This is a genomic window from Serratia sp. szju, from assembly GCF_044594185.1.
GTDB lineage: Bacteria > Pseudomonadota > Gammaproteobacteria > Enterobacterales > Enterobacteriaceae > Serratia > Serratia bockelmannii.
The window spans coordinates 5039857-5061353 of sequence record NZ_CP172576.1 but is presented as its reverse complement, the minus strand read 5'-3'; the positions used below and the strand labels follow the sequence as shown (position 1 = coordinate 5061353).

Here is a 21497-nt window from a genome sequence, read left to right as displayed (position 1 = left end):
ACCTATTGTAATACAATGGATTGATATCGATTTTCTCTTTTACCCTCAGATTTTTTCACGATTGTATGTTTTTTAACTGGTTTATTATTTTATAAACATTAAATTAATGAATTTTTATTCTAATTTTTTTGAATTAATTAGTTTATTGTTTTGGGTGATGTAACGTTTTGCATCAGCTCCTCTGTTATACCGGGGTTCATGGCGGCTTGATGATCCGTTAAGGTAGTGAGAATTAGGTAACACTATCAACTAAATCTCATTTTTTATCGGTAGCTAATTGGGGATATCAATTGTGAACATCAGGGATTTCAGGGCATTGGCGCGCAGTTTGGTCAGAGAATTCGGCATGTTGAACAAGCAGAGCAACGGCTCGCGCTTTTCGCCGCTGCAGATCCATCTGATGATCGAAGTCAGCGAGCAGCCGCTGGGCGTCACCGAGCTGGCGGCCCGACTTTGCATCGACAAGGCCAGCGCCAGCCGGGCGCTGCGCAGCCTGGTCGCCGCCGGCGTGATAGAAACGGTGGATCATCCGGATGACAAGCGGCACAACCTGCATCGGCTGAGTAAACAGGGCGGCAAGGCGCTGGCCGGCATCGAGAGCGACGCCGACGGTTTTATGCAGGCGGCGCTGGCGCAGTTGGATGACGATGAGCTGGCGAGCACCACTGCGGCGATGAAAAAGATGACCGCGGCGCTGCGTAGCGCGCGCAAACAGCGCGACGCCAACCTGCGGGTGCGGCCGATCGCCGTGCGCGACGATGCGGCGATGGCGGCGATCATTCGCGATGTGTTTCGCGAGTACGGCATGGACAAGATGGAAGGGGTCAGCCTGCACGATCCGGATCTCGATCGGCTGACCGGCCTGTATCGCGACAACGGCGGCCGCTACTGGGTGCTGGAGCGGGACGGGCAGGTGGTGGGGGGCGTCGGCATGGCGCCGCTGGCGGGCGAAGAGCCCGGCTATTGCGAGCTGCAGAAGCTATTTTTCAAGCCCGGCGCGCGCGGGCTGGGCATGGCGCGCTATATGGTGGTGCAGGCGATGAAGGCGGCGCGGGCGGCAGGGTATCGCTATTGCTATCTGGAAACCACCGAACAGTTGAAAGAGGCGATTGGGCTGTATTACGCGCTGGGTTTCACGCTGTTGACGGAACGGCGCGGCAATACCGGCCACCACGGCTGCAATGTGTGCATGCTGAAAAATCTGCAGAACGACGATATGTGAGCGGTTTCAAGGTTAACGCCTGCGCCTTGTGTCACCCTGTTAACCGTTTGATAACAATCACAACGTTTTATCAGGGAGGAAACTATGTTGGGGGATCCGATGGCGCTGTCCGCGCTGGTCACGCTGGTGGTCATCGCGCTATGGGCCAGCGCCCGCTTGCCGGAGTATTTGGTCGCGCTGCTGTTCTTTGCGGCGGTGATGGTATTGCAGCTGGCGCCCGCCGCGGTGACCTTTTCCGGTTTCGCGTCCTCCGCATTCTGGCTGGTGCTCAGCGGTTTCGTGTTGGGCAGCGCCATCCGCAGCACCGGCTTGGCGGATCGTCTGGCCAACCGGCTCTTGCCGCATCTGGCCGGTTCCTGGCCGCGCCTGGTGGGCGGCGTGGTGGCAATAAGCTACGCGTTGGCGTTTGTCATGCCCTCGAACATGGGGCGGATTACGCTGCTGATGCCGATCGTCATGGCGTTGGCCGAGCGCGCCGGCCTGGCGGAAGGCTCGCGCGGCCGCATCGGTTTGGCGCTGGCGGTGGGGTTCGGCACCTTCCAGCTCTCCGCCAGCATTTTGCCGGCCAACGTGCCCAACCTGGTGATGAGCGGTGCGGCGGAAAGCGCCTACGGCAGCCACTTCGCTTATCTCTCTTATCTGCTGTTGCATGCCCCGGTGCTCGGGGTGGCCAAAGGCGCATTGTTGACGCTGTGCATCTGCGGCCTGTTCCGGGCGCGGCCGCAACCGGTGGTGGCCGAGGCGGGGCAAACGCCGCTCAGTGCCGCCGAGTGGCGACTGATCGCGCTGTTGGGCATTACGGTGCTGCTGTGGATGACCGACAGCTGGCACGGCATCGCCCCCGCCTGGATCGGGTTGGCGGCGGCCTGCGTCTGCCTGCTGCCGCGCCTCGGTTTTCTCAACGGCGAACAGTTCGCCGCCGGCGTTAACGTGCGCACCTGTATTTACGTGGCGGGGATCCTGGGGCTGACCGCGTTGGTCAGCCACTCGGGCCTCGGCGATCGGTTGGGCGGTGCGCTGCTGGCGATGATGCCGGATCTGCACGGCAAGCCGTTTACCGCATTCGGTTCGTTGGTGGGGATCACGGCGTTGCTGAATTTTGTGGTGACCGCCAACGGCGTGCCGGCGCTGTTTACTCCGCTGGCGCAGGCGCTGTCCGCAGGCAGCGGCCTGCCGCTGCTGACGGTGCTGATGACCCAGGTGATCGGTTACGCCACGCCGCTGTTGCCGTATCAGGCCTCGCCGATCGTGGTGGCGATGGGGATGGGCAAAGTGCCGGCGCGTGAAGGGCTAAAGCTGTGTCTGCTGTTGGCCGCGCTCAGCTTTGCGCTGCTGGTGCCGTTGGACTATCTGTGGTTCAGGCTGCTGGGGTGGATCCCGTAAACAGCCCCGCACCGCCGGCAAAACAATCTTCGTCCAGCGTCAGGGTGGCGATTTTATGCACCGGCCCGCGCATGCTGACCTGAAAATCGCCGCTGAAGGCGATCTGCAGTTCGCCGCCCGGCATCCGCACGCTAACCCGATCGCCGACTCGTCCCAACTTGCGCATCACGCTGGCGGCGGCGCAGCTGCTGCTGCCGGAGGCAAGGGTAAAGCCGGCGCCGCGCTCCCAGATGCCGATGCGCAGCGTCTGGCGATCGACCACTTCCACCAGTTGTACATTGGTGCGTTTCGGGAACAGCGGATGGCGCTCAATCTGCGGTCCCAGCCGATGCACCTGCGCCAGATCCAGTTTTTCCACCGGCACCACGCAGTGCGGGTTGCCCATCGACACCAGCGAAACGCTTAACGTCTCCTCCTTCAGGGGAAGCGGATAGTTCAGCGCCTCCGGCAGATCGATCAAGGCCGGCAGCGCCGCCGGGCTGAAATTGGCGCGCCCCATCTCCACGGCTATCTGATGCGCGTCTTCCGCCACCTGGCAACGCACGTCGCCGCCGGCGGTGTGCACCAGAAACGGCTGATGCACTACGCGCTCGCTGTCGAACAGATACCGCGCGTAGATACGCAGGCCGTTGCCGCTTTTCTCCGCTTCGGAGCCGTCCGGGTTGATGATGCGCAGGGTGGGATTGACGGCGTCACCGCTGTCGATCAGCAGGCCGTCGGAACCAATGCCGTAATGCGGGTGGCACAACAGGCGGATCTGTTCCTGGCTCAGACGATCGGCGACCGAACGATGGCAGACCAGGTAGTCGTTGCCCAGGCCGTGATATTTGTGAAACAGCAGGGGAGTCATGGCGTTGCTCGGCTCAGCAAGAAAAGGTGGCTACAGCTTACAACAGAACGTTGGCGTCAAAACAAACAAAAGGCGGCCTGAGCCGCCCTTTTGCACGATTGCCTATCTGGCCATTAATTATAGATGATCGCGGTGCCGTGCAGTTTGTTGTCACCGGTGGTGGCGATGATCTGGAAGGATTTGGCGCCCGCCGCGTCGGCTTTGGCCGCCAGTTTGTTTTCCAGGCTGCTCAGGTCGGACGCACCGCTGACGGTGACGACGCCGGCTTTTTGCAGGTCGGCGGGTTGTGCGTTAACCAGATCGGCGGCGAAGCTGCCGAAGGAGACGGAAGCCAGTGCGATGGCTGCGATGGTCATTTTCAGGTTTTTCATGGTCTTATTTCCTATCTTTGTTCTTTACGATGTTTGTTTTGTAAGGTCGTTAAATTGATTAACGATCGATAATTTAATGTTAGATGCCGGTTTAACGGATTGCAAGTATTTTTTTAATGCTCGTTAATTAATTTTTTTACGCCCTGGCGTTGTGAGCAAAAGGACAGGCAATCAGTTGGCTTAATACTTTGTTATTGATAGATTTCTGCGGTGCCATGCAGCTGGTTGTTACCGCCGGCACCGATGATGCGGAAGGATTTTGCACCGGCCTGATCGGCTTTGGCGGCCAGGCTGTTTTCCAGCGAGGTCAGATCGGATGCGCCGCTGACGGTGATAACGCCCACTTTCTGCTGGTCTGCCGGTTGGTTCTGGACTAAATCGGCGGCGAAGCTGCCGAAGGAAACGCTGGCCAGAGTGAGAGCTGCTAAGGTTAATTTTAAGTTTTTCATGATGTTAATTCCTTTCCGATAACGGTCAATAGAGGGTTTTAATCTGCTTCGTTAAATTATCTTAACGATCGATAACTAAATGCTAATCGGTTCTCGACGAGCGCGCAATATTTTTTTATAATGATCGTTAAGTTATTTGTGCTAAGCCTGCCGTGGAGCGGGATAGGAGAGGAACGATGAGCATCAATGAAGCGGTCTGCGGCAAGAAAAGCCGTGGCAGACCAAAACAATTTGATCGCGACCGGGCGCTGGAAAGCGCGCTCGATCTGTTCTGGCGGCACGGTTATGAAGCCACCTCGCTGGCCGATCTGGTGGAAGTGACCGGCGCCAAGGCGCCGACGCTGTATGCGGAATTCGGCAACAAAGAGGGGATGTTCCGCGCGGCGGTGGAACGCTATCTGCAAAAATACACCACCTGCACCAACCAGCTGTTGGAACAGGATGTGCCGGTGGCCGAGATCGTCGAGGCCTACGTGCGCTCTTCCGTCGAAGTGTTTACCGACCCCGATACGCCGTCAGGCTGTTTTATGGTGTGCGCCTCCGCGGCACTGTCGTCCGCTTCCGACGACGTCGCCCAGATGCTGCGCAAAAAACATCATGCCCAGGAAGCGGCGCTGAAAGTCTGCTTCGATCGCAAGGTGCAGCAGGGCGAATTGCTGGCGAAAACCGATACCGCGCTGCTGGCGAAATACGTCATTTGCACCATTGAAGGCATGTCGGTGCAGGCGCGAGAAGGGGCAAGCCGGAGCGAGCTGTTGCGGTTGCTGGAGGCGCTGATGCTGGTGTGGCCGCGGCTCAGCCAGATTGGCAATAAGGTGTAACAACAGGCCCGGTTTTCACCGGGCCGTATAACCTACTACTGATTGACCGGGATCACCGCGCCCTGGTATTTCTCGCGGATAAAGTCCTGAATCGGCTTGGAGTGCAGCACCTTCACCAGCGCCACGATCTCCGGCTTGTTCACGTCGGCTTTGTGCACGGTGATGATGTTGGCGTACGGGTTGTTTTCGCCGCTTTCGACCGCGATTGGATCCTTGGTCGGATTCAGCCCGGCGTCGATGGCGTAGTTGGCGTTGATCACCACCGCGTCACCTTCGTTGTTGTTGTACATCTGCGGCAGCAGCGCGCCTTCAACGTTCGCCTGGAACTTCAGGTGTTTCGGGTTTTCCACCACGTCGGTGATGCGCGCGTCCACCTTGCTCACCCCTGGCTTCAGCTTGATCACGCCTTGCTGTTCAAAGATTGACAGAATGCGGCCTTCTTCCGCCACCGCGTCGCGCATGATGATTTTGCCGTTTTCCGGCAGATCTTTCAGGCTCTTGTACTTCTTCGAGTAGATGCCGATAGGCTCAATATGGATCGCGCCGGCGCTGACGAAGTCGTAGCTCTTGTCGTCGGCGTGGTCTTTCAGCACCGAGTTCAGGTAAGGCACGTGCTGGAAGTAGTTGGCGTCGATGTCGTGGCTGGCCAAGGCGGTGTTCGGCAGAATGTAATCCTGGAAGCGCTTGATCTGCAGATCGATGCCTTCCTTCGCCAGTATCGGTTTGGCCTGTTCGAGGATCTCGGCGTGCGGCACGTTGGAGGCGCCGACCACCAGCTTGGTCGCCGCGGCGGCGCCGTAAGAGGCGAGGGTGGCGACAGAGGCGAAAGCCAACATCAGTAGGTGCTTTTTCATCATCGTTTTCCTTGGTTAATTAACGTTTATCGAGCGTTCTTGTCAGGGTGTCGCCAATGAACTGAATGACGAAAACGATCAGCAGGATCGTCAGCGTCGCCACCAGCGTCACGTCACTGTGGTTGCGTTGGAAGCCTTCCAGATAGGCCAGGTTGCCCAGGCCACCGGCGCCGATCACCCCGGCCATCGCGGTGTAGCTCACCAGTGCGATCAGGGTGACGGTGATGCCGGAAACCAGCGCCGGCGAGCTCTCCGGCAGCAATACGCGGAAAATCAGGGTGCGGTTTTTGGCGCCCATCGAGCGCGCCGCTTCGATTACCCCTTTGTCGACCTCGCGCAGCGCGATCTCCACCAGCCGGGCGTAGAACGGCGCGGCGCCGACGATCAGCGCCGGTAGGGCGGCGTCCGCACCGAGAATGGTGCCGATCAGCGACTTGGTGAACGGGATCAGCAGCACGATCAGAATGATGAACGGAATGGAGCGGAAGACGTTGACCAGTACGGAGATCAGCGAGTAGACCGCCCGGTTCTGCAGCAACTGGCCCTTCGAGGTTAAAAACAGCAGCACGCCGAGCACGATGCCCAGCACCAGCGTGGCCAAACCGGCGATGCCGGTCATGTACAGCGTTTCCCAGGTGGCGTCCCACAGTTGGTCCAGGCGCAGGTGGGGGAACAGGGATTCAATCATGTTGGATAACCTCGACGGCGATATCTCTTTCGTGCAGCAGGCTGAGCATGTCGGCGACTTGTTGTTCGTTGCCTTCGGCGTGAATGTACAGTTCGCCGAACGAACCGTTGAGGGTGTGGCTGATCTTGCCGTGCAGAATGTTGACGGTCAGGGCGTAGCGCCGGATCACTTCGGAGATCACCGCCTGATGGGTTTGCACGCCAACGAAGGTCAGCTTGAAAATCGCCCCCGGCAGATGAGCGGTGAGCAGCGGATTGAAGCTCTCTTCCGTGTCCGCATACTGCGACACCTGTTTGACGAATTGCCGGGTGATCGGCTGTTGTGGCCGGGTGAACACGTCAAGCACCGGGCCTTCTTCGACGATGCGGCCGTTTTCCATTACCGCCACGCGGTGGCAGATTTTGCGCACCACGTGCATCTCGTGGGTGATCAGCACGATGGTCAATTTCAGCTGGCGATTGATGTCCAGCAGCAGGTCGAGAATGGCGTCGGTGGTTTGCGGATCGAGCGCCGAGGTGGCCTCGTCGCACAGCAGCACGCTCGGGTTATTGGCCAGCGCGCGGGCGATGCCGACGCGCTGTTTCTGGCCGCCGCTGAGCTGCGACGGATAGGCGTTTTCGCGCCCCTGCAGGCCGACCAGCGCGATCAGTTCCGCCACGCGCGGCGCAATCTGCGCCTTGGGCACGCCGGCGATCTGCATGGAAAAAGCGATATTCTGGCTGACGGTGCGCGACCACAGCAGGTTGAAGTGCTGGAACACCATGCTGATTTTCAGGCGTGCCTGGCGCAGATGGCTCCCTTTGGCGCGGGCAATATCGAAACCGCCCACGTCAATGCGGCCGCTGGTGGGCGTTTCCAGGCCGTTGAGCAGGCGGATCAGCGTGCTTTTGCCCGCGCCGCTGTAGCCGATGATGCCGTAAATTTGCCCGGCGTCCACCGCCAGACTGACGTCGTCTACCGCCACGACGCGGCCCTGTGCGCTGTCAAAAGTTTTGCAAACGTTCGAAAGAACGATCATAACGAAGCGGATCCTTATCGATACATCACAGCATTCCGTCCGGAGCGCGTTGCGCCGGACAGGGATCGTTCGGCTTTTCGGCGGGGCACGACCCGGCGGGAAGTGGCGGACGGAACCTCTGTTGCGGGTGAATACCGGGCAATCCTACCGAGGGTTGATAGTGACAGGAAGAATGTAAAATCTATTACTTATTCTGATTTGATATATTAAACGGCGGGCGCCATGGGGGGAGAAAACCGGCCGCTGGGCGGCCGGTGGAGGGCTAGCGTTTTTCCAGCTTCATGTGCAGCAGCGGGAACGGGTTGCCCTGGCCGTCGAGCGGCGAGCGGCCGGTGATGACAAAACCGTAGTGGCGGTAGAAGCCGCTGGCCTGCGGATTTTGCTCGTTCACGTCCAGCTGCAGCTCATCGTGCAGCGTTTCCGCGTGGGTCAGCAGCGCTTTGCCCACCCCTTTGCCGCGCTGATCGGCGTCGATAAACAGCATCTCCACCTTGTTGCCGTTCAGACCGATAAAGCCGCAGGGATGCCCCGGCCGCTCTTCGGCCACCCAAACGTTGACCGCCGGCAGGTAGTCGTTCAGCACCAGCGGGAACAGCTGTGCGATGTTGTCTTCGGTTAAAAAGTGGTGAGTGGCGCGCACCGAACGCAGCCAGATATCTGCCAATTGCGCGTTGTCTTCCGCCGCGCGTGCTCTGATGGTAATCATCGAACTCTCTGCTATCTAAGTTGAAGGAAAAGAAACTAGATAGAGGTTTTGTGGGGTTAGTGCCGAATTAACGTGGGTTAACGCCCTGCAAAGCGCCTCTGCAGTGGATCGAATAGGCCCGCCTGGTTGCAAGCGGTATAACAACTGTAATTCAGTAAGTTAATGCTTTCAACCGCCGCAGGGCGCAATGAGGCGCTCGCCGCGTGATACACTGGCCGCTGAATGAGCAAGAGGGCGGCAGGATGGAAGCGGTACGCGCAGCGATAGAAAAACAGGTGCTCAGCCTGACCGGGTTGGCGCTCGGCGGCGTCGATTTTGAGAATCCGCCCGGCGATCCGGGGCTGTTCGGCCCGCAGTCGGTCATCTGGCAGGTACACCGCGATTTCACCCCGATGCTGTGCGGCGGCGTCAGCGCCTTGCTGTTGCAAATGCTGCACCCGTTGGCGCTGGCCGGCGTATGGGATCACTCCAACTTCCGCGACGATATGATTGGCCGCCTGCGCCGCACCAGCCAGTTCGTGTCGGTCACCACCTTCGGCCCGACCGCCGAGGCGGAGCGGCTGATCGCCAAAGTCAAAGCCATCCATCTGCGGGTGACCGGCGTCGGCAGCGACGGCACGCCTTATGCCGCCAGCGATCCGGCGCTGCTCACCTGGGTGCACGTGGCGGAGAGCAGCCGTTTTCTGGCCAGCCACCTGCGCTACCGTAACCCGCATCTTTCCCGCGATTTGCAGGATCAATACTACCGCGAAGCGGCGCGCGTGGCCGCCGCGCTGGGGGCGACCGCCATTCCTCAGTCCTGCGCGGAGGTCGAAGAGTACCTGCAGGCGATGCGGCCGCAGCTGGTCTGCGATGAACGCACGCAAGAGGTGGCGCGCATTCTGCTGAAAGCGCCGGCACCTAGCGCATTGGCGCGCCCGCTCGGCGGGGTGGTGATGCAGGCAGGCATCGATCTGTTGCCCGATTGGGCGCAGCGGCAGTTCGGCTTTCATCCGGGCGCACTGCGGCGGCGGCTGGTGCGAACGGGGGCCGCAGGCCTCGGCAAAGTGCTGGGCGCGTCGATGCGCAACGGTTCCTATCAGCGCGCGGTGAGGCGCATTACTCGGCCGTCATGAGCCACAGCCGCTATAATTAGTCTTTGTTTATCTTCGTTTACGGCCGCTTTTGAGACTTTTACGGGTGATCCGGCCAGTAATGCGTTTTACACTTGGGGGCAAAGCCACATTCCATTTTTTGCGCGCAGCCGATTCTGCCGCGCCCTGACCCTATTGAGGTGATATGAACGAGTCATACGTACTTGCTGAAGTCAGCAATGAGAACCAGACGCTGGTCGCGGTGGTTCAGCAAGATCACCGGGCAGCCTATTTTTATATCTATCCCGCCGAAGCCTACAGCGATCGCTATCAGGTGCGCGCCTGTTGGCTGCGCAATCTGGCCGCCGCGCCGCTGCAGGAAGATCGCGCCGCGCTGGAGCAGGGGCAGCCGCCGATGCTGGCGGCGGAATTTTGCCGCAACCTGGAAGGGGAAGCGCCGCTGAACCCGGAAGGGTTGATGGTGGTGTGGAGCGAAAGCGACGACGGCGCGGCCCTGTGGTATTACGGCCAGCTGCTGGCGGTGATCCCCGGTTGGAGCCTGTATATCGACCATTCGGTGTGCTATTCGGCCAGCTGCATCAAGGAGAGCCCGTTGGCCTATCCGCTCGGCTCGGCCTCGACCAACACGCAATATGCGCAGGCGGAAAGCACCCGCCAGTTTTGGCGCAGCTGGCAGCGTGAAGAGGGCAACCCGTGGCCGAAGATGCAGCGCGATTTTCAGGCGCGCTATGAGCCGCATTTCGGCCCTTCGGTAAAATACTACGCCATCGATCAGGGCAAGTGGCCGCCGATGGCCATCACCCAGCACGAGCGCGACGGCATCTATTACTTCCTCACCATGGGCGTCAGCATTCGGCCGATGCCGTGGGTGGAGATTCTGTTCAACGACGAGGCTTCGCGCTATCGCCGCATGGAGATGGCGATCGCCATCGACAGCCAATACATGACCGAAGACAACGCGGTGCAGATGGCCAGCGCGCTGGCCGGTTTCGCGCACGCGCCTTGGGCGCGGCTGACCTGGATCGGCGAAGGGCATACGCTGGAGTCGGACGTGGCGCCGCTGGGCTACGAGGGCTATATTTTATCGTCGTCCTTCTACCCGCATCACGCGCATCTGACTCTGCCGCAGCAGTACGGCGACCCGGTGAACCTGTTTTGGGCCAGCCCGGTGTTTACCGCCGAGCGCCAGCTGGCGCACGCCACGCCGAACGGCGGGCACGATCTGGTGAACCGGTTGCGTGAGCAGGGCGTCGATCATATTTTCCGCCCGCGCCAGCCGGTGTGCTGACGCGGCTTAATCTTCGGGAGCCGCCATGACCACCGCGCTGTTGATTATCGATGTGCAGGAAGGATTGTTTACGCCGCCGCCGGCGGATGCCACGGGCACCGTTACGCGCATTAATCAGCTGAGCGAGCGCGCCCGCCGGGCGGGCGTGCCGGTTGTCGTCATTCAGCACCATACGCCGGACGACGAGCTGCCGCACGGCAGCGCCGCCTGGCAAGTGCTCGCGGCGCTGAAGGTGGCGCCAAGCGACCATCGGGTGGATAAAACCACGCCGGACTCGTTCCTGCGCACTTCGCTTGGCGCGTTGCTGATCGCCAACGGCGTATCGCAGTTGGTGGTTTGCGGTTACTCCACGCCGTTTTGCATCGATTCCACGGTGCGCAGCGCCGCGGCGCACGGCTATCCGGTGACGCTGGCGGCGGATGCCCACACCTGCCACGACAAATCCTATGCCGACGGCCTGCTGATCCGTACCCACCATAACGAGACGCTGTCGAATATCGACAGCTTCGGCGTGCCGATCCGCGCCGTGCCCGCAGCGGACATCGTGTTCTGAGAACGGAAAACGGGGGCCAGCGCCCCCGTTCGTTATTTCAGGCCCGCCCGCCGCGCCGCCACCTTGGCCAGCGCGGCCCAGTCCAGATCCGCATCCCCCTGCGCCATCGCGTCGAGGAAGTTGTCCTTCAGCACTCCGGCGAACGGCATCGGCGTATGGCTGTCGGCGCCGGCGGCCAGCGCCAGCCCGACGTCCTTCAGCCCCAGCGCCAGCCGGAATCCGGCGGGTGAATACTTCTCGGCGGCGATCAGCGCACCATAGCCCTGGTAAGCCGGGGCGGCGAAGACGGTGCTGCTCAGCATCTGCAGGTAGTCGGCGCCGGAAACGCCGTAGTTGCGCACCAGCGCGCTGCCTTCCGCCATCGCTTCAATGGCGCTGGCCAGCGTAAAGTTGGTGGCGATTTTGACCACGTTGGCCTGCGCCGGGTCGGCGCCGAAGTGCCAGGTTTTCTGGCCGAGGGCATCGAACAGCGGCTGCGCTTGCTTCAGCCGTTCGCTATCGCCGGCTGCCAGAATATTCAGCTTGCCGGCGGCGGCCACGTCGATCCGCCCCAGCACCGGTGCGGCGAGATAGCCGATGCCGTGTTCCGCATGCAGCGTCGTCAGGCGTTTGGCGAGCTCGACCGAGATGGTCGCCATATTGATATGCAGCGCGCCCGGTTTCATCCGCTGCAGCAATCCGCTGTCCACCACCACCTGTTGCGTGGCGGCATCGTCGGCCAGCATGGTGATCAGCACGTCGGCATCGGCCAACTGTTCTGGCCGTTCGGCCTGTCGCGCGCCGGCGTTTACCAGCGGCTGCGCCGCCTGCGGCGAGCGGTTCCATACCGTCAACGCGAAGCCCGCCTGCACCAGGTTAGTTGCCATGGCGCTGCCCATCCCACCCAGTCCGGCAAATCCGATCTTCATCATGCGCTCCTTTTTCAGGTTGAAGGTTTTACCCTAGCGCGCCGGGCCAGGAACGCAAATGCCGGAGTGTAACGCCTTCTTACGCGCCGGCGGCGGGCTATTGACGCATTGCCGCTGCGGGTATACCTTGATGGCATGAATATATCGATGCACTCCACCCACAATCAGTCATGGTGGCGCCTCTTCTGAGGCGGCACGAGTATTCACATCTCTTTTTAATGCCGCCGGTTTGGCGGCATTATCTTTTGTGGCGTTGATCCGGCGGTCTACAGACCTTCAGGAGCACTGTCATGAGCTACACCATTCTTACCGGCGATCGCGCTACCGGCCCACTGCATTTAGGTCACTTTGTCGGCTCGCTGCGCCAACGCGTCGAACTGCAGCACCAGCATAACCAAACGGTGATGGTGGCGGATCTGCAGGGCCTGACCGACAACGGCAACAACCCGCAAAAAATCAGCGCCAACGTGCTCAACGTGGTGGCCGACTATCTGGCGGTCGGCATCGATCCGCACAAGACCACGATCTGCCTGCAGTCGGCGCTGCCGGCGTTGGCCGAGCTGACGATGTACTACCTCAATCTGGTCAGCGTGGCGCGGCTGGAACGCAACCCGACGGTGAAAAACGAAATCGCCGAGAAGGATTTCGCCCGCAGCCTGCCGGCCGGTTTTCTGATCTATCCGGTCAGCCAGGCGGCGGACATCACCGCCTTCGGCGCCACCCACGTGCCGGTCGGCGAGGATCAGCTGCCGATGCTGGAGCAAACCAACGAGATCGTGCGGCGCTTCAACCACATCGTTGGCCAACCGATATTAACGGAGTGTCAGCCGCTGTTGAGCAACGTCGGGCGTCTGCCGGGGCTGGACGGGCAGGGCAAGATGTCGAAATCGCGCGGCAACGCCATCCCGCTTGGCGCCGGCGCCGACGAGGTTCACAAGGCGGTGATGAGCATGTTCACCGATCCTGGCCATCTCAACGTCAGCGATCCCGGCCGGGTGGAGGGCAACATGGTGTTCACCTATCTGGACGCCTTCTGCGAAGACGCCGCACTGGTGGCGGAGCTGAAGGCGCACTATCGGCGCGGCGGGTTGGGGGACGTGAAAATCAAACGGCTGCTGGAGGATTGCCTGCAGAGCCTGCTCGAGCCGATCCGCACCCGCCGCGCCGAATTCATTGCCGATAAAGGCGAGCTAACGCGTATCCTGCAGCACGGCACCCGCCGCGCGCATCAGGTCAGCCAGCAGACGCTGCAGCAGGTCAAGATGGCGCTGGGGCTGGACTTCTTTAGCCTGGAATGATGCGCACGCCGGGGCGGCACGCGTCACGCCCCGGCCATAAAACGATCATCCCACTGTCATAAACTTATCCGTTAATAGGTGCCCATAATGATTAGCCACTGAAACCAGAGAAATCATATGGCTCAGGCACTGTTAAAATTGGCACAGCACGACTTTCCAGGGCAGCACGCCGCCGCATCCCGCAAAGTATTATCGGTAAAGGGACTCGGCAAGGCCTATAAAGCGCAGCAGCGCGTGCTGGATGACATCAATTTCGATCTGCACGCCGGCGAGTTCGTGGCGGTGATCGGCCGCTCCGGCGCAGGCAAGTCCACGCTGCTGCATACCCTCAACGGCACCATTCCTTCCAGCTGCGGCGAGATGCTGCACTTCGAAGACGATGGCGTGGCGCAGGATATCGCCCAGCTTGCCGGCCGCCAGATGCGCCAATGGCGCGCGCGCTGCGGCATGATCTTCCAGGACTTCTGCCTGGTGCCGCGGCTGGACGTGATGACCAACGTGCTGCTGGGGCGCCTGAGCCACACCTCCACCCTGAAATCCTTCTTCAAACTGTTCGATGACGCCGACCGCGCTCGCGCCATCGAGCTGTTGCAGTGGCTCAACATGCTGCCGCACGCGCTGCAGCGCGCCGAGCACCTCTCCGGCGGCCAGATGCAGCGCGTCGCCATCTGCCGCGCGCTGATGCAAAACCCGCAAATCCTGCTGGCCGATGAGCCGGTCGCGTCGCTCGATCCGAAAAACACCCGCCGCATCATGGACGCGCTGCAGAAAATCAGCGAAGACGGCATCGCGGTGATGGTGAACCTGCACTCGGTCGAACTGGTGAAAGAGTATTGCTCGCGGGTGATCGGCATCGCCCACGGGAAGATCGTGTTTGACGGGCATCCTTCGCAACTGAACGAACGGATCCTGCACCAGCTGTATGGCGAAGAAGCCAATCAGATCCATTGAAGCACTTTTGACCTTTACCCTTTACCTTTACACACAAGGCACACCTAATGAAAAAAGTATTGAGTCTGACCACCCTGATGGCCGGCGCGATGATGGTATTTAATGCTGCCGCAGCGGGTGCGCCGAAAGAGCTGAACCTGGGCATTCTCGGCGGCCAGAACGCCACCCAGCAGATCGGCGATAACCAGTGCGTGAAGCAGTTCCTGGACAAGGAACTGAATGTCGATACCAAGCTGCGCAACTCGTCCGACTATTCCGGTGTGATCCAGGGCCTGCTGGGCGGCAAGATTGACCTGGTGCTGAGCATGTCGCCGTCGTCGTTCGCCTCGGTCTACATCAAGGATCCGAAAGCGGTGGACATCGTTGGCATCGCGGTCGACGACGTCGACCAGTCGCGCGGCTACCACTCGGTGGTGGTGGTGAAGGCCGGCAGCCCGTACCAGAAACTGGAAGATCTGAAGGGCAAGGCCATCGGCTTCGCCGATCCGGATTCCACCTCCGGCTTCCTGATCCCGAATCAGGCGTTTAAAAAGCTGTTCGGCGGCACGGTCGACAACAAATACAACAACACCTTCTCCAGCGTCACCTTCTCCGGCGGCCACGAGCAGGATATCCTTGGCGTGCTGAACGGCCAGTTCGAAGGCGCGGTGACCTGGGCGTCGATGATCGGCGACTACAACACCGGCTACACCAGCGGCGCGTTCACCCGCATGATCCGCATGGATCACCCGGACCTGATGAAACAGATCCGCATCATCTGGCAGTCGCCGCTGATCCCGAACGGCCCGATCCTGGTGAGCAACTCGCTGCCGGCCGACTTCAAAGCCAAAGTGGTCACCGCCATCAAGAAGCTGGATAAAGACGATCACCAGTGCTTTATCAAAGCGATGGGCGGCAAACAGCACATCGGCGACACCACCCTGGCGGAATACCAGACCATCATCGATATGAAGCGCGAGCTGACCAAAGGCGACCGTTAATTCCCGGCTGCCTCGGCCGTCCGAATGAAGGGGTTCAGCGTGCTGAACCCCTTGTTCCATCAAGATGGAAGACCTGCTTTGAATACCGATTTCGCACACTATTACCAACGGATCCGCAGCAAGCAAAAACGCGAAGCGCTGCTGTGGTCGCTCGGGCTGGTGGTGCTGTACCTGGGCGCCGGCAACCTCGCCGAGTTCAACCTGCACACCGTCTGGGTGTCTATTCCGCACTTCTTCGACTACCTGGCCGAAACCGTGCCGACGCTGCACTGGCACCTGCTGTTCGCCGATGGGCGCACCGAAGGTTCGCTGGCCTATTGGGGTTACCGCCTGAACATCCAGCTGCCGCTGATCTGGGAGACCCTGCAGCTGGCGCTGGCGGCGACCATTTTTTCGGTGCTGGTGGCGACCGTGCTGGCGTTTCTGGCGGCCGGCAATACCTATACCCCGGCCTCGGTGCGGCTGGCAATCCGCACGCTGGTGGCGTTCTTGCGCACCATGCCGGAGCTGGCGTGGGCGGTGATGTTCGTGATGGCGTTCGGCATCGGCGCCATTCCCGGCTTCCTGGCGCTGGCGCTGCACACCATCGGCAGCCTGACCAAGCTGTTCTACGAATCGATCGAAACCGCCTCCAACAAACCGGTGCGCGGGCTGGCGGCCTGCGGCGCCACGCCGCTGCAGCGCATGCGCTTCGGCCTGTGGCCGCAGGTGAAGCCGGTGTTTCTCTCCTACAGCTTCATGCGGCTGGAGATCAACTTCCGTCAGTCGACCATTTTGGGGCTGGTGGGGGCGGGCGGCATCGGCCAGGAGCTGATGACCAACATTAAACTCGACCGTTACGATCAGGTCAGCATGACGCTGCTGCTGATCATCGTGGTGGTTTCCGTGCTCGACTACGTGTCGGGCGAGCTGCGCAAGCGTGTGGTGGAGGGGGCAAAATGATAGCGGGCACTCCGGCATCGGCGGAAACGCTGCGCCAGTTGAAACAGCAGCATCCGGCGATCTTCGCGCAGCAGGGGCGCTACCTGCGCACCGTCGGCCTGATCGCGCTGGCGATCGTGCTGTACTATGTGTTCTTCTTCCTGGTCTTCGGCATTAGCTGGCCGCAGTTTATCAACGGCTGCCAGCAGCTGGGGCGCTATTTCCTGCGCATGTTCGTCTGGCACGACTTCGCCAACTGGCCGTTCATGTACTACTTCCAGCAGATCGGCATCACCATCGCCATTGTGTTCGCCGGCACCATCACCGCGTCGCTGATCGCGCTGCCGCTGTCGTTCTTCGCCGCGCGCAACGTGATGTCGACGCCGCTGCTGCGGCCGATCTCCGTGCTGGTGCGCCGCTTGCTGGACGTGCTGCGCGGCATCGACATGGCGATCTGGGGGCTGATCTTCGTGCGCGCCGTCGGCATGGGGCCGCTCGCCGGGGTGTTGGCTATCGTGATGCAGGACGTCGGGCTGCTGGGCAAACTGTACGCCGAAGGCCATGAGGCGGTGGACAAGTCCCCCAGCCGCGGCCTGACGGCGGTGGGCGCCAACGGGTTGCAGAAGCACCGCTACGGCATCTTCACCCAGTCGTTCCCCACCTTCCTGGCGCTCAGCCTGTACCAGATCGAGTCCAACACCCGCTCAGCGGCGGTGCTGGGCTTCGTCGGCGCCGGCGGCATCGGCCTGGTGTATGCGGAGAATATGCGGCTGTGGAACTGGGACGTGGTGATGTTCATCACCCTGATCCTGGTGGTGGTGGTGATGATCATGGACAAGGTCTCGTCGATGCTGCGCAACAAGTACATCATCGGTGAAGACATCCCGCTGTATCAGCAAAAAAGCCAAATCGATTGAGAAACCCCTTGCCGATCCCTATACTGCCGCACATTCAAGGTGTGCGGCCATACCCGTCATACTTGGAGCTGCCTCTTTGTTGGCTGCATTTGCGCGCCCCGGTCACATAGTTAACTATGCTCCGGGGGCTTACAAATTTGCCGCCGCGATGCAACTCCAATTATTTTGGGTATGGGGCATTTTTTTACAATGCGCACGTCCCCGTTAGACAAGTAAAGGCAATGCAATCCCATGATGAACAACGACGTGCTGCGCAGCGTGCGCTATATGCTGAGCATTAACAACGCCAAAATGGTCGAGATTATCAAACTGGACGATTTCGAGGTGGCGGTGTCGGCGATGGACGCTTACGTGATCAAAGAAGGCGAGCCGGGCTACGAAAAGTGCCCGGACGAAGTGATGGCGCACTTCCTCAACGGCCTGGTGTTCTTCAAGCGCGGTAAGGACGACAAGTTCCCGGCGCCGGCGGTTGAGCTGCCGATCACCAATAACCTGGTGCTGAAAAAGCTGCGCGTGGCGTTCGAGCTGAAAGACACCGACATGCACCAGATCTTCACCGCGGTGGACTTCCGCATCTCCAAGCCGGAGCTGAGTGCGCTGTTCCGCAAAGAGGGTACCAAGAACTACCGCCCGTGCGGCGATCAGATGCTGCGCTACTTCCTCAAAGGGCTGGCGCAGCGCGTTCGCGGCGAGTAACGCGCAGCGTTCACCGAACATCAGGCGCAATCGCAAGGTTGCGCCTTTTTTATTGCCGCTCTCCCGCCCGCCGTTGTTGTACTGGCCCTCAGCCACCCGTCATCGATGGAGGGCGTGCCGCCCGTCCGGTTACTTTTCTAGGGTTCGTTCAATGTCGATTGAAACGTAAAATCCAGAGGAGTAATTCAATGGCTCAAATGTCAAAAGAAGATCCACAGTTCAACACAAAAAATGCCGCCGCTCAGGTCAATGATGGCGGCGAATTCGCTGAATATACCCCTGAACAGTTCGGCGCCGTAGGCGATGGCCTGGCTGACGATAGAGATGCCGTCAGCGCCATGTTCGCTAAAGTGGCGATTGACGCCGCTAGCTCGATGAAAAAACGCCAGGTCAGAATGGCGAATGTCTATCGGTTGACGTTGGGTTCGGCTTGGCAGCCTCTGCAGATCCCTAGCAACTGCCATATTTATGGCGGTGGTGAAATTCACCTGGATGACGATACGCCTCAAATCAATATTTTTAATACCGTGGAACAGTCGAATTTCATCGTGGAAGATCTGAGGATCACGAGAAAGGTGACTCAGAAAGATGCAGATCCTATTTGGTGGTATGCCACTCGCGCGTGTACCGGCATGGCTTTCACCCGTTGTGAACACTTCACCGTGAGAAATTGCGCCATCAGCATGCATACCGATGCTTTGGGCCTTTCTGACTGTACGTCAGTTACCCTTGAGAACAATTTACTTAAAGATCTGGGTGAAGAACCTATCGCCGTTCGTGGCGGACGCCATATTACAATCCAGAATAACGAACTGACGAATCACCAGGGTGACGGGATCTTGCTGAAAACGGGCGTGAACCGAGATGCTTATGACATCTTGATTGTGAACAATCATATTCATGATGGACATAAACCCGCTAAACCCGCTGGGGCCGGGCATACGCAAAGAGGGGGCGGGGTGACATTGAATAATGAAGTGACCGGCACGCCTCATTCATTCACTAACCTGACCGTTGCCAATAACCATATTGTTAATACCAGCTATGGCATCTCGCTGGGTGGAATCAGTGACATTAATATCTCTAATAACTACATCAAAACGATCGAAAGGTTCGGCATTCAGATCGACTATTCCTTAGTGAATAACCCCACCAAAATCCCTACGAATAATTCACGAATTATCGGGAATCACGTTGAAGATACCGTTGAGAATGGCATCGACTATCACGGCAATAACGATATTTCTGTCGCTGAGTCCGTTATCGCAGATAATTTTTTAAATTTCTGCGGCACCTCCAATTCCTCGGCCTTCAATGGCATTGCCGCAACGGAGGCGACCCTCTCAGGCAATATTATCAATAATTGCAAGGTTGCCCTGTTCACCAATAGCTGCGTGATGACCGGCAACAAGATAACCAACTCCGGATGGACCAGCAGCCAGGTATGGATCAAGCTGTACGGCGACCGTACGGTGTTTTCCGGCAATCGGGTCACGGACTCTGGGTTTGGTTATATCCGTTTCTTGAATGGGAAAAACGCCATTATTGAAGGAAATGTGATTAAACTTGCTTCTCCCGCTCGGGCGCTGGAGTTAGGCGGGGCATTTGACGAAACGACTCTCATTGGCAAGAACGTCTGGGATTGCGCTTTTAAACCGATTATCTCTACGCTTGTAGGGGTAACGGGCAATCAACTCATTCAGTATTCCTTCCCGAATGAAGGCGTGCCCCACATTACCCCTCAGATGTTCGGCGCGAAGGGCGATTGGAATGATACAGCTGGCGTTGGTACGGATGATACGCAGGCGTTTAAACAGGCTATCGCTTATGCGATTAGCCAAGGCTGCAAGAAGCTCTATGTTCCTGCCGGTAACTATTACATTACAGATACCTTAAATTTAGGGGGAGAAAACTACACCGGAGATAAAGGCATTGCGATAGAGGGCGAAAATTGGATTAGTACGAAATTCTTCTTTAAGCCGACGTCTAATGATCATGCGTGTTTTGAGTCGAAAGGCGGTTCCGGGATCCATACCAACAGATATATCAGCGATGTGACGATTACGCCGGCCAAGGGCGCGTTATATACGGGCACCGGCTATCGGATCAATGGTTCCTGTTTCATGCGGCATGAAAGATTGCTGATTATGAAGTTTTTTGTGAACTTACATCTGTTGAACGGCTATGCCGGTGCGTTTACCGAGTTCGTCAGTTTTCACTCTTGCCGGTTCCACCGCGGCCTGTCCAACATATTGATGGAGAGCAATGGCGGGGATAGCTCCTTCCACGGCGTGGGGTTCCATGAAATTCAATGTCAGATCAAAGTCTCCGGCAATCCGGGCGATGGTGGCACAAATACGGATGCCGGCGTGGGGCTGGAGCTGAGAGGAAACGCCAACAGAGCAACGTGGTACAACGGTTTCTGCTATATCCACCTGTTCGGTGGCGTCGGCGCTACGGCGATTAAACTCACCCGAACCAACACCGATAACATCCTGGGGCAGTTTACTTGCGAAGGTGAAACTATTCTTCAGAGTGATGGAAGCACTTTTGAATGTCGAGGCGGTTTCTATAATGTGAGTAATACCACTTACAATGTGGCTGCAGAACCGGTAAACGGCATCGCGGCGGCATTTGTGTTTGATAACATGCTGAGCAATACGACAAGATTCGCCAACGCGGCAATCGCCGATATGGCTCCTAGGCAACTTCCGTGGTCCTTGGCGGACAGGGCCAGCCATGGCGCTTATCCGGCGATTTTCCATGGCATCAAGGGCGAATCCGATAACCTGTTCTATGCCGCCAAAGGAGGGAGTACCAGCTACCATTACTTTGGCGGCATTTCTCCAGGCAATAACCTTCAGGGGTTTGAACCGGGCGTCAGGTTGGCTCAGGACGGGGCTTCTTTAATTAGTTTTTCACCTAAGTTTACGCTTGGCGCTAATAACAATACGACCAGCAGCGGCGTATCCATCTCCCCGGCGGATTTTTCGCCGCAGAAGGATATCGCGACCGCCTTAGGACAACCCTCATTTAAATGGAGCGGGTTGTACACCAAGCAGTTAACGGTTGCGGATAATGGCATCTATCCGGCCGGTAACGGCGCTTATCCTATTGGTGGGCCGAATAACCAATTCTCCTCCGGCCACATAAAAGTGTTGAATATTTATGATTCAGCGAACGTGAACGGAGATCCTGTAGGTGTCAGAGTTGCTGTCCCCGCTTCGGCCGTTGCGCCCGGTAAAATAGGCCAATGGTCGGCAGACTCCACGTTCTTTTATATTTGCACGGCGGCCAATACCTGGAGAAGGGTAGCGCTCACGACATGGTAGGTGCTGAGCTTGCGGTTGACGGTTGACCTATCCCCATCGGCCTGCGGGGCGGCGAGTGTCGTCGCCCCGGTTTTTCCTCTGCGTCATCCCGCCATTGCACTCTTTTTGTTCTCCCGCTGCGCGCCGCTGGTGCAGCCCGTTTGCCGCCGCCGTCATAAGTTTTAATTATAATTTATTGAAATCATGAGATTAAAAAT

The 21497-nt window shown here is 58.9% G+C and carries 21 protein-coding genes; 13 read left to right on the top strand and 8 right to left on the bottom strand.

Features of this window, described 5'->3' with window-relative positions:
* Positions 1-316 precede the first annotated feature (316 nt).
* Positions 317-1222, top strand: coding sequence for a helix-turn-helix domain-containing GNAT family N-acetyltransferase (locus RE418_RS24020; RefSeq protein ID WP_080440167.1), 906 nt, complete (start codon positions 317-319; stop codon positions 1220-1222).
* Positions 1223-1306: 84 nt separating this feature from the next.
* Entirely contained in the window at positions 1307-2605 is a 1299-nt protein-coding gene (locus RE418_RS24015) for an SLC13 family permease (protein ID WP_043136891.1), read from the top strand.
* On the opposite strand, the gene dapF is transcribed toward RE418_RS24015, so the two are convergent.
* The 3 genes from dapF to RE418_RS24000 form a co-directional block, all read right to left on the bottom strand.
* Positions 2580-3455: a diaminopimelate epimerase gene (gene dapF, locus RE418_RS24010; protein ID WP_060447585.1), complete on the bottom strand. Its 876-nt coding sequence runs from the start codon at positions 3453-3455 to the stop codon at positions 2580-2582. The two genes, RE418_RS24015 and dapF, sit on opposite strands and share 26 nt — an antisense overlap.
* A 113-nt stretch (positions 3456-3568) precedes the next feature.
* Positions 3569-3826: a YdgH/BhsA/McbA-like domain containing protein gene (locus RE418_RS24005; protein ID WP_016928601.1), complete on the bottom strand. Its 258-nt coding sequence runs from the start codon at positions 3824-3826 to the stop codon at positions 3569-3571.
* A gap of 191 nt (positions 3827-4017) precedes the next feature.
* Positions 4018-4275 carry a DUF1471 domain-containing protein gene (locus RE418_RS24000; RefSeq protein ID WP_016928600.1) on the bottom strand — a complete coding sequence of 86 codons (258 nt, stop codon included), beginning with the start codon at positions 4273-4275 and terminating at the stop codon, positions 4018-4020.
* A 176-nt stretch (positions 4276-4451) separates the two neighbouring features.
* Between RE418_RS24000 and RE418_RS23995 the strand changes: the two genes are divergently transcribed.
* The gene (locus tag RE418_RS23995) at positions 4452-5096 is read left to right on the top strand and encodes a TetR/AcrR family transcriptional regulator (protein ID WP_049203879.1); all 645 of its coding nucleotides are present in this window, start codon (positions 4452-4454) and stop codon (positions 5094-5096) included.
* Between the two features lie 35 nt (positions 5097-5131).
* Here the strand turns inward: RE418_RS23995 and RE418_RS23990 are convergent, their stop codons facing one another.
* The 4 genes from RE418_RS23990 to RE418_RS23975 form a co-directional block, all read right to left on the bottom strand.
* A complete protein-coding gene (locus RE418_RS23990) occupies positions 5132-5950 on the bottom strand; it encodes a MetQ/NlpA family ABC transporter substrate-binding protein (protein ID WP_043136906.1) in 819 nt (272 codons plus the stop codon).
* Between the two features lie 19 nt (positions 5951-5969).
* Positions 5970-6638: a methionine ABC transporter permease gene (locus RE418_RS23985; protein ID WP_004939505.1), complete on the bottom strand. Its 669-nt coding sequence runs from the start codon at positions 6636-6638 to the stop codon at positions 5970-5972.
* Positions 6631-7656: a methionine ABC transporter ATP-binding protein gene (locus RE418_RS23980; RefSeq protein WP_025302007.1), complete on the bottom strand. Its 1026-nt coding sequence runs from the start codon at positions 7654-7656 to the stop codon at positions 6631-6633. The genes RE418_RS23985 and RE418_RS23980 overlap by 8 nt, the downstream gene beginning before the upstream one ends.
* Before the next feature lie 262 nt (positions 7657-7918).
* Complete coding sequence (locus RE418_RS23975; RefSeq protein WP_016928596.1) at positions 7919-8362, bottom strand: acetyltransferase; 444 nt, start codon at positions 8360-8362, stop codon at positions 7919-7921.
* A gap of 242 nt (positions 8363-8604) precedes the next feature.
* Between RE418_RS23975 and RE418_RS23970 the strand changes: the two genes are divergently transcribed.
* The 3 genes from RE418_RS23970 to RE418_RS23960 all read left to right on the top strand — a co-directional run bounded on the left by RE418_RS23970 (position 8605) and on the right by RE418_RS23960 (position 11297).
* Entirely contained in the window at positions 8605-9477 is an 873-nt protein-coding gene (locus RE418_RS23970) for an oxygenase MpaB family protein (RefSeq protein ID WP_025302008.1), read from the top strand.
* 163 nt (positions 9478-9640) lie between these two features.
* Complete coding sequence (locus tag RE418_RS23965) at positions 9641-10744, top strand: suppressor of fused domain protein (protein WP_025302009.1); 1104 nt, start codon at positions 9641-9643, stop codon at positions 10742-10744.
* Between the two features lie 25 nt (positions 10745-10769).
* Positions 10770-11297 carry a cysteine hydrolase family protein gene (locus RE418_RS23960; RefSeq protein WP_043136914.1) on the top strand — a complete coding sequence of 176 codons (528 nt, stop codon included), beginning with the start codon at positions 10770-10772 and terminating at the stop codon, positions 11295-11297.
* 32 nt (positions 11298-11329) lie between these two features.
* On the opposite strand, the gene RE418_RS23955 is transcribed toward RE418_RS23960, so the two are convergent.
* Positions 11330-12205 (bottom strand): NAD(P)-dependent oxidoreductase, encoded by an 876-nt coding sequence (locus RE418_RS23955; RefSeq protein WP_025302011.1) that lies wholly within the window; start codon positions 12203-12205, stop codon positions 11330-11332.
* 290 nt (positions 12206-12495) lie between these two features.
* On the opposite strand from RE418_RS23955, the gene trpS reads away from it, so the two are divergent.
* The 7 genes from trpS (at position 12496) to RE418_RS23920 (ending at position 21300) form a co-directional block, all read left to right on the top strand.
* Positions 12496-13503 (top strand): tryptophan--tRNA ligase, encoded by a 1008-nt coding sequence (gene trpS / locus RE418_RS23950; RefSeq protein WP_043136919.1) that lies wholly within the window; start codon positions 12496-12498, stop codon positions 13501-13503.
* Positions 13504-13620: 117 nt separating this feature from the next.
* On the top strand, positions 13621-14454 hold the full coding sequence (gene phnC / locus RE418_RS23945; protein ID WP_019454697.1) for a phosphonate ABC transporter ATP-binding protein: 834 nt from the start codon (positions 13621-13623) through the stop codon (positions 14452-14454).
* Positions 14455-14501: 47 nt separating this feature from the next.
* Positions 14502-15434, top strand: coding sequence for a phosphonate ABC transporter substrate-binding protein (gene phnD, locus RE418_RS23940; protein ID WP_089180666.1), 933 nt, complete (start codon positions 14502-14504; stop codon positions 15432-15434).
* A 78-nt stretch (positions 15435-15512) separates the two neighbouring features.
* Positions 15513-16376, top strand: a complete 864-nt coding sequence (gene phnE / locus RE418_RS23935) for a phosphonate ABC transporter, permease protein PhnE (RefSeq protein ID WP_021503954.1) — start codon at positions 15513-15515, stop codon at positions 16374-16376.
* On the top strand, positions 16373-17272 hold the full coding sequence (gene phnE / locus RE418_RS23930) for a phosphonate ABC transporter, permease protein PhnE (protein ID WP_025302015.1): 900 nt from the start codon (positions 16373-16375) through the stop codon (positions 17270-17272). Before phnE (RE418_RS23935) ends, phnE (RE418_RS23930) begins: the two co-directional genes overlap by 4 nt.
* A gap of 231 nt (positions 17273-17503) precedes the next feature.
* Entirely contained in the window at positions 17504-17968 is a 465-nt protein-coding gene (locus RE418_RS23925; protein WP_004939471.1) for a DUF1456 family protein, read from the top strand.
* A 188-nt stretch (positions 17969-18156) separates the two neighbouring features.
* Positions 18157-21300: a right-handed parallel beta-helix repeat-containing protein gene (locus RE418_RS23920; RefSeq protein ID WP_089180667.1), complete on the top strand. Its 3144-nt coding sequence runs from the start codon at positions 18157-18159 to the stop codon at positions 21298-21300.
* Positions 21301-21497: the final 197 nt, after the last annotated feature.

Coding starts and splice junctions, on each gene's coding strand:
- RE418_RS24015 (WP_043136891.1), top strand. CDS start 1,307: ATGTTGGGGGATCCGATGGCGCTGTCCGCGCTGGTCACGCTGGTGGTC.
- dapF (WP_060447585.1), bottom strand. CDS start 3,455: ATGACTCCCCTGCTGTTTCACAAATATCACGGCCTGGGCAACGACTAC.
- RE418_RS24005 (WP_016928601.1), bottom strand. CDS start 3,826: ATGAAAAACCTGAAAATGACCATCGCAGCCATCGCACTGGCTTCCGTC.
- RE418_RS24000 (WP_016928600.1), bottom strand. CDS start 4,275: ATGAAAAACTTAAAATTAACCTTAGCAGCTCTCACTCTGGCCAGCGTT.
- RE418_RS23995 (WP_049203879.1), top strand. CDS start 4,452: ATGAGCATCAATGAAGCGGTCTGCGGCAAGAAAAGCCGTGGCAGACCA.
- RE418_RS23990 (WP_043136906.1), bottom strand. CDS start 5,950: ATGAAAAAGCACCTACTGATGTTGGCTTTCGCCTCTGTCGCCACCCTC.
- RE418_RS23985 (WP_004939505.1), bottom strand. CDS start 6,638: ATGATTGAATCCCTGTTCCCCCACCTGCGCCTGGACCAACTGTGGGAC.
- RE418_RS23980 (WP_025302007.1), bottom strand. CDS start 7,656: ATGATCGTTCTTTCGAACGTTTGCAAAACTTTTGACAGCGCACAGGGC.
- RE418_RS23975 (WP_016928596.1), bottom strand. CDS start 8,362: ATGATTACCATCAGAGCACGCGCGGCGGAAGACAACGCGCAATTGGCA.
- RE418_RS23970 (WP_025302008.1), top strand. CDS start 8,605: ATGGAAGCGGTACGCGCAGCGATAGAAAAACAGGTGCTCAGCCTGACC.
- RE418_RS23965 (WP_025302009.1), top strand. CDS start 9,641: ATGAACGAGTCATACGTACTTGCTGAAGTCAGCAATGAGAACCAGACG.
- RE418_RS23960 (WP_043136914.1), top strand. CDS start 10,770: ATGACCACCGCGCTGTTGATTATCGATGTGCAGGAAGGATTGTTTACG.
- RE418_RS23955 (WP_025302011.1), bottom strand. CDS start 12,205: ATGAAGATCGGATTTGCCGGACTGGGTGGGATGGGCAGCGCCATGGCA.
- trpS (WP_043136919.1), top strand. CDS start 12,496: ATGAGCTACACCATTCTTACCGGCGATCGCGCTACCGGCCCACTGCAT.
- phnC (WP_019454697.1), top strand. CDS start 13,621: ATGGCTCAGGCACTGTTAAAATTGGCACAGCACGACTTTCCAGGGCAG.
- phnD (WP_089180666.1), top strand. CDS start 14,502: ATGAAAAAAGTATTGAGTCTGACCACCCTGATGGCCGGCGCGATGATG.
- phnE (WP_025302015.1), top strand. CDS start 16,373: ATGATAGCGGGCACTCCGGCATCGGCGGAAACGCTGCGCCAGTTGAAA.
- RE418_RS23925 (WP_004939471.1), top strand. CDS start 17,504: ATGATGAACAACGACGTGCTGCGCAGCGTGCGCTATATGCTGAGCATT.
- RE418_RS23920 (WP_089180667.1), top strand. CDS start 18,157: ATGGCTCAAATGTCAAAAGAAGATCCACAGTTCAACACAAAAAATGCC.